8 protein-coding genes are annotated in these 9706 nt (G+C 66.4%); 4 read left to right on the plus strand and 4 right to left on the minus strand.

Translation table 11 applies throughout. The features are described from left to right. The 4 genes from AC1DY5_RS29180 to AC1DY5_RS29195 form a co-directional block, all read left to right on the plus strand. A partial coding sequence (locus AC1DY5_RS29180; RefSeq protein ID WP_478117095.1) for a M14 family zinc carboxypeptidase occupies positions 1–843 on the plus strand: 843 nt, incomplete at its 5' end. A 7-nt stretch (positions 844–850) separates the two neighbouring features. Further along, positions 851–1636, plus strand: a complete 786-nt coding sequence (locus AC1DY5_RS29185) for an alpha/beta fold hydrolase (RefSeq protein ID WP_478117097.1) — start codon at positions 851–853, stop codon at positions 1634–1636. A gap of 174 nt (positions 1637–1810) precedes the next feature. After that, the gene (locus tag AC1DY5_RS29190; RefSeq protein ID WP_478117099.1) at positions 1811–2644 is read left to right on the plus strand and encodes a hypothetical protein; all 834 of its coding nucleotides are present in this window, start codon (positions 1811–1813) and stop codon (positions 2642–2644) included. A gap of 147 nt (positions 2645–2791) precedes the next feature. Continuing rightward, a complete protein-coding gene (locus tag AC1DY5_RS29195) occupies positions 2792–3079 on the plus strand; it encodes a hypothetical protein (protein ID WP_478117101.1) in 288 nt (95 codons plus the stop codon). 30 nt (positions 3080–3109) lie between these two features. Here AC1DY5_RS29195 and AC1DY5_RS29200 read toward each other — a convergent pair whose 3' ends face one another. From AC1DY5_RS29200 to AC1DY5_RS29215, 4 genes are all read right to left on the minus strand, one after another. Then, positions 3110–4591: an alpha-amylase family glycosyl hydrolase gene (locus AC1DY5_RS29200; protein ID WP_478117103.1), complete on the minus strand. Its 1482-nt coding sequence runs from the start codon at positions 4589–4591 to the stop codon at positions 3110–3112. A 5-nt stretch (positions 4592–4596) separates the two neighbouring features. Further along, on the minus strand, positions 4597–7395 hold the full coding sequence (locus tag AC1DY5_RS29205; RefSeq protein WP_478117105.1) for an MGH1-like glycoside hydrolase domain-containing protein: 2799 nt from the start codon (positions 7393–7395) through the stop codon (positions 4597–4599). A 91-nt stretch (positions 7396–7486) separates the two neighbouring features. Further along, positions 7487–8380 carry an SDR family NAD(P)-dependent oxidoreductase gene (locus AC1DY5_RS29210; protein WP_478117107.1) on the minus strand — a complete coding sequence of 298 codons (894 nt, stop codon included), beginning with the start codon at positions 8378–8380 and terminating at the stop codon, positions 7487–7489. A gap of 35 nt (positions 8381–8415) precedes the next feature. Beyond that, on the minus strand, positions 8416–9639 hold the full coding sequence (locus AC1DY5_RS29215) for an IS110 family RNA-guided transposase (RefSeq protein WP_478117109.1): 1224 nt from the start codon (positions 9637–9639) through the stop codon (positions 8416–8418). Between the last annotated feature and the right edge of the window lie 67 nt (positions 9640–9706).

Genomic DNA, 9706 nt, shown 5'->3' on the forward strand with positions numbered 1-9706 from the left:
GTCCACGGACTGGAGCGGATCGGCGCCGAGGTCGCGATCGCCTACCTGCGCAGTATCGTGATGCGGCTGCAATGGGATGTGTCGCTGCACCGGATGCTGGAGACGTTGAGGCTGGTGTTCGTGCCGCTGGTCAACCCGGGCGGGCTCTGCCTGGGCACGCGCGCCAACCCCCGAGGCGTCGACCTGATGCGCAATGCGCCCATCGAATCCAGCGAAGGAGTCCCCTATCTGATCGGCGGGCATCGGATCAGCGCCGCCTTGCCGTGGTACCGAGGCGCCGAGAAGGCCCGAATGGAGTGTGAGAGTGCGGCCCTTTGCCGCATCGTCGAAGCGGAACTGCTCGACCGGCCGCTCAGCATCTCGGTGGACTGTCATTCCGGGTTCGGCATGACCGATCGCGTCTGGTTCCCCTACGCCCACACCGGACGCCCGATCGCGCATCTCCCCGAGATGCATGCCTTCGCCGAACTCCTCGACCAGACCCTGCCGCACCACTGCTACGTGGTCGAGCCGCAGAGTCGGCAATACCTCACCCATGGCGACCTCTGGGACCATCTCTACCTGAGCGCGTCCCAGCGGGCCGACAGCGTGTTCTTGCCCATGACGCTCGAGATGGGCTCGTGGCGCTGGGTGCTGAAGAATCCGCGGCAGCTCTTCTCGCGCGCCGGCATCTTCAACCCAGTGGTCGAGCACCGGCGCCAGCGCGTGTTGCGACGCCATGTCGGATGGCTGGACTTCATCACCCGCGCGGTCTGCAGCCACGCCCGCTGGATGCCGGCCAACGCCCAGCGCGCGCGGCACCGGGCGAGCGCCCTGGTCCGGTGGTACGGCGCGCGGGCCTGATGCGACGATGGACACCTGGATCCTGTTACGCGGCCTGACGCGCGAAAGCGCGCACTGGGGTCGCTTCCCCGAGCTGCTGCAAGAGCGGCTGCCGCCCGGCGCCAGCGTGCTGACGATCGATATCCCAGGAAACGGCCGCTTGAGGCAGATGGCGAGCCCCACCTGCATCGGGGCCGCGACCGACAACTGCCGGCAGCAATTGCAGGCCCTTGGCGTTCAACCGCCGTACCACCTGCTCGCGATGTCGCTCGGGGCGATGGTCGCCGTGGATTGGGCCGACAGGCATCCGGGCGAACTCAATGGCTGCGTGTTGATCAATACCAGCCTGCGCGTCTTCAGCCCCTGGTACCAACGCCTGCGGCCTGCCAACTACGGCGCCGTGCTGGGTCTGCTGATGAACGGCGATGCCCGCCGCCGCGAGCAAATCATCCTGCGCCTGACCAGCCGACATCCGCGCTCCGGGCCGGAGGTCGTCGAATTGATCGACCAATGGGCCGCCATTGGCGAAGAGCGGCCGGTCCGCGGCGCCAATGCGTTGAGGCAGTTGCTCGCGGCGATGCGCTACCGCGCGCCGCCGCGGGCGCCCGCCGTGCCCTTGCTGGTCCTCGCGAGCCAGCGCGATGCGCTGGTCGACGCACGTTGCTCGCGGCGCCTCGCGCATGAATGGCGCGCGAAGATCGCCGAGCACCCCACTGCGGGTCACGACCTTCCGCTGGACGATGCGCGTTGGGTCGTCGAGCAGGTCGGCGCCTGGCCGGAAAGAGAGAAGCCAAATCGAGATCTCAGCGACTGAGGTGTGCGACGACGGAACACGGCCATCGGACAAGGCCAAAACTGTAAAGTTCTGTTTCCTCGCGTGAACTTTCACACATCGCGAAACGCCGGCACTCTGTCACTCTCGGGGGATGGTCTATTGGCTTCAGACAATCTCGACGTTGCCGGAAGACGCCATTGGTCTGTGGTCCTCATGGCGCTGATCTGTCCGAACTGCAAGGCGCGGAACCGGTCAATCGCCAAGTTCTGCATCGAATGCATCACGTCGCTACCAACAGGCTGCCCCGATACCGATTTCGCGCCGACGGTCCGAGCCGCGCCAGAAACCTCGTACCTGAATCGGCCTCGCGCACCGGGAGGTCTCAAGTCGAAGCCAACCACACCTGCGCCGAACGAAACGGCTGCCAAAGAAGCGGCTCCCGCTTCCAAAGGCCTTTGGATCAGCATCGCCGGCCTGATCGCTTCGCTGGTCATCGGGTCGGCCGGCTGGCTCGTCGCGGGCGCGGGCGGCTGGTATCTCTATGCCGCCGGCAGCGCACAAGTGGACCCTCCGCGACCGGGCGGCGCTCCCAAGGAAGTTGCAGGAGTGAAGAACGCGCATGAGAATCCGGAGGTCGCCGCTCTGGCTGCGCCCTCCTCCGGCAATGTCCTTTCGCAGGTCGCCCCGGTCCCGGGGTCGTCGCGTCCCATCAACTCCCTGAGCGAAGCGGATCGTCCGGCCCATGCGCCCGCTGCAGCCGTTGTTCGCTCGCCCGTGCCTGTCCCGATAACTGGACCAGGCCGGCAACTCGGCGTGAGCGCGGACACTGCGACGACTTCCGCCCCGGCCGTGGCCGAGGCGCCAAGGCCAACGGCACTGGCGTCAGCCAACCCGATGGCAACTTGCTCGCCGATGAACTTCATCGCTGCTGCGCAATGCATGGCCTCGCAATGCTTGAAGCCGGGCTTCAAGTCGCATCCGCAGTGCGAGGCCGTGCGCCGCCGGCAACAACTGGAAGAGCAAAAACGGAATCCCATCGCCCCGTAGGCACTCCCCGCCGTATAGGAAAAAGCCCGCACTGGCCGGAGAGCTTCCATTGGACCTTCGAGGCGCAGGCGCAGATCATGTAGAGGCATGTGAAGGCATGCCAAGCACCAGCTTTGCGTGCCTTTGCCGAGAGCGGAGGCAAAGGAAATGACTGAGGCAATCTACTGTTTCGACACCGCCACCGTGCGGTTTGCGATCTACCCGGAAGGCCCAGCAAGCGAACGGGTGGTCGCCGAGATCTCGGAAGATCCGCTGCGCGACCTGTTCGGCGCGTGCGGCGGGGGCGACACCCTGGTGGCAGCCTACAAGGAGCACGCGGAGATCATCGACGCCCGCGCCATCGAGCGCTACCACGAGGCGCCTCATCGGCCGCTGCTGCTGGAGACGCGGGATTTCGAAGCGTTCGAATCGCTGGCTGCCGCGCAGGCCGGGTGAACCACCCGCGGGGTCCGGGCGGGTCTCGCATCAGGCAAGCCATTGCACGTCGAAGACGTGGTGGCCCCAGGGCGGCAGGTCGAGGAACAGGCCCCGGGCGAGCAGGTCGTCGCCCGGGCGGTCGTAGACCGCCGGGCCGAGCAGATCACGAATCCGCAAGACGCGCCCCGCCATCTGCGGGAAAGGCATGCGCACGAAGCACTGGGAGGCCTGCGGCGAATAGTTCACGCCCACCAGCACCCGCTGGTCCGCGGCACCCTCCCAATCGAAGGCAATGAAGTTGTCGGAGCTGTCGTTGCCAGCCCAGGCCGGCATGCAATCCAGCAGAGACCAATGGCCGTCGCGCAGCCCTGGCAGACGCAATATTTCGAGCACCCGGCCATAGAACTGTTCGAGCATGTCGTCCACGGGTTCATCCGGCCCACGAACCAGGTGCGGAGAGATTCGTGTGCGCCGACCTTCGAATTGCCCGTGGTGGAAGAAGCGCAAGCCCGGTGAAAGAAAGGTCAGCACGGCCGCAGCGGCGTGGACTTCGGGCGCGAAGGTGGCTGCCGCTCGGGGCTCGTCGTGGTTCTCCAGAAAGCGCGCGAGCTTGTCCTGGTAGCCCATGTCCGCGCGCAGATGTTCGCGCACTGGGCGAGCGCGCTTGTCGTGCAGGCGGTCGTACAGGCGCTTGTCGTAGGTGTAGTCGAAGCCCTGCTGCTGCAGGGCCCATTCCATGTCCCAGTAGACCTCCGCCATGAACAGGAAGTCGGGATGCGAGCGTCGCACCGCCTCGATCGCTTTCGGCCAGAAGGGATCGGACCGGATGCCCCAAGTGCGCTCGAACACCTCGGGCACGACAAGCATGGCCATGTCGCAGCGCACGCCATCGCATTGGCCGGCGATGCGTTCGAGCTCGCCGATCATCGACGCCTGCAGATCGGCGTTGCCGTAGTCGAGCTGCAGCGTGTCGGGCCAGCCGTCGAAGTACGGGTCCCTGCCGTGCGCGAGCAACAAGGGGCCGTTCTTCGTCGCCAGGCGGCAATAGTTCTGGGGCGCACGCGCCAGATCGTCTTCGCTGGCAAGGACAAAGTAGTCCGGATGCTCGTCGGTCCAGGGATGATCGGGCGCCATGTGGTTCGGCACGAAGTCGAGCATCAGGCGCAGCCCTCGCTGCCGCATGCGCTCACGCAGCCGCGCCAGTGCCGCGTCACCGCCCAGGGCGCGGTGCACGCGGTAGTCCGTGATCGCAAAGCCCGAACCCGCAATGTCCTCCTCGCGAAGGTCGGGAAGCGTCTGCTCGAATTCGCGCCGCCACGACGGATCGCTGCGCGAGATGCGCTGCGCGGCTTCCCCCGTCTGCCAGACACTCAACAGCCATAGCCAGTCGAAGCCCATCTCAGCCAAACGATCGAGTTCGGCGTCGGCGATGTCGTCCAGCGTGGCCGGACGGCCGAGCGGACGCGACAGCGCCGTCAACCAGACCCGCGTGTTGATCTGGTAGAGCGCGGGATAGCGTGGTTTCGGCACGACGATCACCGCCTGGCTGGGCCCGACGGCGACGCCGCGGCCGAACCCGGCCCCTGGCGCAGGCCGTGCAACGCCCGCGCCGCCGCGGCTTCCGCGCCCGGCATCAGCAGCAGATCCTTGGTCAGCACGGCATTGATCTGGATGATGCGCGCCACGCAGCCGGTCCATCCCGTCTGGTGGCTGGCGCCGAGCCCGGCGCCGGTGTCGCCGTGGAAATACTCGTAGAAGAGCACCAGCTCGCGCCAGTGAGGGTCATCGCGGAACTTCCGGTCCGCGCCGTAGGCCGGCCGAGCGCCGTCGCTGCCACGCAGGAAGATCCGGCTCAGGCGCTCGCCCAGTTCCTTCGCCACTTCGAGCAGCGTCCTCATCTGTCCCGAGCCGGTCGGGCATTCGACCTTGAAGTCCTCGCCGAAATAGGCATACAGGCGCAATAGCGAGGTGTACAGCAGGTAATTGATCGGCATCCAGACCGGCCCGCGCCAGTTGGAGTTACCGCCGAACATGCCCGAGTCGGAGTCGCCTGGTACATACGCCACGCGATATTCCTGCCCGGCGTGTTGAAAGACGTACGGATGCTCCAGGTGGCTGCGCGACAGCGCGCGAATGCCATGCGGGCCGAAGAATTCGCCTTCATCCAGCATGCGCGCGAGGATGCGACGCAGTTTTTTCTCGTCGACGATGGCCAGCATCCGGCGATTGGCCACGCCTGGCACTTGCGGCAGATGCATGTTGGCCGCCAGCTCGGGGTGGCGCGCCAGGAACTGTCGCGCCCGCTCCCTGAATTTCGGCAGCTTCGCGAGGATGTCCTCTTCGAACACGGCCACCGCGGCCAACGGCAAGAGGCCGACGATGGAACGGACCTTCAGCCGCGTGGAGCTGCCGTCCGGCAGACGCAGCACGTCGTAGAAGAAGCCGTCTTCCTCGTCCCACATCTCGTCGTGACGCTCGCCGACGCGGTCCATCGCCCCGGCAATGAACAGCGTGTGCTGGAAAAACTTCTCGACGAACTCCTCGTACAACGGCTCTTGCATCGCCAGCTCGACCGCGATGCGCAGCATCTGCTGGCTGAAGAACACCATCCAGGCGGTGCCGTCGGCCTGGTCCAGGTAGCCGCCCGTGGGCAGCGGCGACGAGCGGTCGAACACGCCGATGTTGTCGAGCCCGAGAAAGCCGCCCTCGAAGACATTGGCGCCGGTGCGGTCCTTGCGGTTGACCCACCAGGTGAAGTTGACCAGCAGCTTGGAGAACGCGTACTTGAGGAACTCGATGTCGCCGCCGTCGCCACGGCGCTCCTTGTCGACCAGGAACAGCTGCATCGTCGCCCAGGCATGCACCGGCGGATTGACGTCGCCGAAGTTCCATTCGTAGGCGGGCAGCTGGCCGTTCGGATGCAGGTAGTCGTTGCGCAGCATCAGGTCGAGCTGCTGCTTGGCGAAGTCGGGGTCGACCATGCCCAGCGGGATCATGTGGAAGGCCAGGTCCCACGCGGCGTACCAGGGGTACTCCCATTTGTCGGGCATCGAGATGATGTCGTCGTTGAACATGTGCGCCCAATCGATGTTGCGCACCCGCCGGCGCTCCGACTGCGGCAGCTGGCTGCCCGCGCCATGCTCGTCGAGCCACAGATCGAGGTCGTAGTAGAAGTACTGCTTGGTCCACAGCATGCCGGCCAATGCCTGACGCATGACGCTCGCGCGGTCGGGGTCGTCGCGAACGGCGGGCGGCGTCACCGAGGCGTAGAACGCGTCGGCCTCTTGGAGCCTTTGCGCGAAGACGGCATCGAAGTCCTCGAAGGGGCTGGCCGAGACGCCAGACCCGCTGGCCTTCAGTCGCAGCCGGGCCACCTGCGACTGCCCGGCAGCGACGTCGATCTTGTAGTGCGCTGCCATCTTGGTGCCCTGCTGTGCCGGATTGATCGCACCCGTGTCGCCGTGGACGATGAAGTTGTGGATGCCGTCCTTCACGAAGGCGGAGGCGTTGGTCCCGCCAAACAACCGGGCATTGTTGGTTTCGTTTTCGGTAAAGAGCAGCGGCACGTCCGTGTCGCAGTGCAGCTCGTAGTCGCCCAGCGATTCCAGGAACAGCGGATCGGTATGGCGGGCGCGGACGGTGGCGCGTCCGGTGGTGTCGAGGCGCTCGAGGCTCGGCTTGGAGCCCCCGCCCGGCTGCGACCACGTGTTCCGGAACCACAGCGTCGGCAGCAGGTGCAGGGACGCCGCGTCCGGGCCGCGATTGAAGACCGTGATGCGCACCAGCATGTCTTCGGGCGCGGCCTTCGCGTACTCGACGAAGACGTCGAAATAGCGGTCGTCGTCGAACACGCCGGTGTCCAGCAGTTCGTACTCGGCCTCGTGCTTGCCGCGGCTGCGGTTGGTGGCGACGAGGTCCTCATACGGATAGGCCGCCTGCGGATACTTGTACAGGTACTTCATGTACGAGTGCGTCGGCGTCGAGTCGAGATAGAAGTAGTACTCCTTGACGTCCTCGCCATGGTTACCCTCGCTGTTGGCGAGACCGAAGGCGCGCTCCTTCAGGATCGGGTCGTGCCCGTTCCATAGCGACAGCGCGAAGCACATCACCTGATGGTCGTCGCTGATGCCGCCCAGGCCGTCCTCGCCCCAGCGGTAGGCGCGCGAGCGGGCCTGATCGTGGGTGAAGTAGTTCCAGGCATCGCCATTGTCGCTGTAGTCCTCGCGCACGGTTCCCCATTGCCGCTCGCTGAGATACGGCCCCCACTTCTTCCAGGCGGCGCGGTTCGCGCGCGCTTCGTCGAGCCGGTGCTGCTCCGGTGCTTCTGGGCCCATGGGAGTTCTCCTTGCGGTTCAGGCGTGCAGTGTGTCTCCCGCGCATTGCGATTGCAAGCCTCACTCGGCTCGAAGTCGATCGAGCGCGCCCTCAGCGCCTGACCCTGGCTTCGAGCAGGTCACCCATTCCGATGCGCTTCGCGAACTCGATGCGTACGCGCTCCGACACCTCGAACACCTCGGCCGCGCCGTCACCCACGAAGTCGACCAGCGAGCGCATAGGCCGGGTGCCGACCGGAAGGCCCACGATGCGGACGATCTCGTCGGCCACGGCCTGCGGGTCGGCGGCGTCGGGCGTCAGCGCCGAGAGGCGCTCGCCGATCCGATCCATGACACCGTCATAGCGGCTGTAGGCGGCGGCGATGGTCGCATCGGCAGGCTTGCCCGCGCTCGGGAAATGGTCGGTGCCCCGGGTGAACGCACCCGGCACGACGATCGAGGTTTCGATGCCGAAGCGCGCGATCTCGTAAGCCAGCGTCACGGCCAGGGAATCCATCGCCGCCTTGGCCGCGCCATAGGGGCCCATGAACGGCGGAAAACCGCCTTTCGTGGTCGTGCTGCTGATCCACAACATCAGGCCCGACTCCTGCTGGCGAAGATAGGGCAACACCGCGCGGTTCACGCGCTGGGCGCCGAGCAGGTTGGTGTCGAACACCCTCGTGATCTCCTCGGGGGTGCAGGCCTCGGTCGGCCCGACCACGAGGTGGCCCGCGTTCTGCATCACGACGTCGAGATGGCCCTGCTCCCGAACGATGGTCGCGGCGGCCGCATCGGCGGACGCCTGCGAGAGCACGTCGAGTTCGAGCGGGTGCAGCTGAAGCCGCCTGGCCGCGGCCAGTGCGCGCAGCTCGGCGGCACGGACGTTGTTGCGCCCCGCGATGTCGCGCATCGATGCGTAGACGATGTGGCCCGCTTCGGCGAGGGACTGGGCGGTGAGCTTGCCGATGCCGGTGCCGGCGCCGGTGACGAGGATGACGGATTGCATGATGGAACTATGGAACTGAGATGAAACGTCCCTCTTCAAGCAGGTGTGACCTGCACTTCGTAGCCGATTTGTTGGAGCCGTCGGATGAGGCGGTTGGCAGTCTTGTGGGCGTCGGCGCGGTCGAAGTGGGCGGCGCCCAGGTCATGCCATTCGGTGCCGTCGCGCAGCATGTGCCAGGCGGCAGTGAGCATGGAGGCGGCCACGCCGATGATGGCCTTCTTGGTGCCGCGGCGAGCGCGCAGCCGGTGGAACTGCGCCTGCAGGTAGCCGCCCTTGACCTTCACGGCCGCCCAGGCGGCCTGCACCAGCGTGGTCTTGAGCCATTTGCCGCCACGGCGCAGCCGGGTGCTGCGGCGCTTGCCTGCGCTCTCGTCGTTGCGCGGGCACAGACAGGCCCAGGACAGCAGGTGGCCGGGCGTGGGAAAGCGCGACATGTCGATGCCGACCTCGGCCACGATCACATGGGCGCTGACATCGCTCAGGCCCGGCATCGTGCTCAGGAGCCTGGCGGCTTGTCGAAACGGCTCGAGCCCGAGGCCCACCTCCTTTTCGATGTCGGCGATGGCCYGGTCCAGTGCGTCGATGTGACCCAGGTGCAGCTTGAGCATGAACCGATGATGGGCGCTGACCCGGCCGCGCAGGGCTTCAAGAACCTCGGTGCGACTGGCCTTGACTCGCGTGTTGACGCAACTGGCGAGGTACTCGGGCTCGTCATGCCCGTCGACGATGGCGCGCAACACGGCGCGCCCGCTCTTGCCCATGATGTCGGTGAGCACGACGCCGAGCTTGAGGTTGGCGTCCTCCAGCACCTTGTCGATGCGCAAGACATGCGCGCTCCTCTCGCGCACGAACTGCTTGCGCGTGCGCGTGAGGGTGCGCAGCTCCTGCACGGCCACCGGCGGCACGAAGCTGGCGCGGATCAGGCCGTGGGCCAGCAGGTCGGCCAGCCACATCGAGTCGTTGACGTCGGTCTTGCGCCCGGGCACGTTCTTCACGTGCGCGGCGTTGGCCAGCACCAGCTCGAAGTGGCCTTCGAGCACGTGCCACACGGGCTTCCAATAGACGCCGGTGGCCTCCATGGCCACTTGTTCGACGCCGAAGGAGTCGAGCCAGTCGGCCAGGGCCAGCAGCCCCGAGGTGGTGGTGGCAAAGGTGCGCACCTCCTGCGACGGCGGTCCGTCGCTGGCGATGCGCACGCACGCCACCACCGTTTGCTTGTGCACGTCCAGGCCCGCGCAGCGCGGATAGATGACTTCCATGATCGCCTCCAATGTGCGGCGACATCGGCGTGYGGCCCACGTCATCGAAGTCTGAGATGCGTGCTCA

The organism is Variovorax sp. P4_D9 (genome assembly GCF_056401695.1).

Bases quoted from the DNA above. Each gene is read 5' to 3' on its own strand.
- AC1DY5_RS29190 (WP_478117099.1), top strand. From the start codon at position 1,811: ATGGCGCTGATCTGTCCGAACTGCAAGGCGCGGAACCGGTCAATCGCC.
- AC1DY5_RS29195 (WP_478117101.1), top strand. From the start codon at position 2,792: ATGACTGAGGCAATCTACTGTTTCGACACCGCCACCGTGCGGTTTGCG.
- AC1DY5_RS29185 (WP_478117097.1), top strand. From the start codon at position 851: ATGGACACCTGGATCCTGTTACGCGGCCTGACGCGCGAAAGCGCGCAC.
- AC1DY5_RS29210 (WP_478117107.1), bottom strand. From the start codon at position 8,380: ATGCAATCCGTCATCCTCGTCACCGGCGCCGGCACCGGCATCGGCAAG.
- AC1DY5_RS29205 (WP_478117105.1), bottom strand. From the start codon at position 7,395: ATGGGCCCAGAAGCACCGGAGCAGCACCGGCTCGACGAAGCGCGCGCG.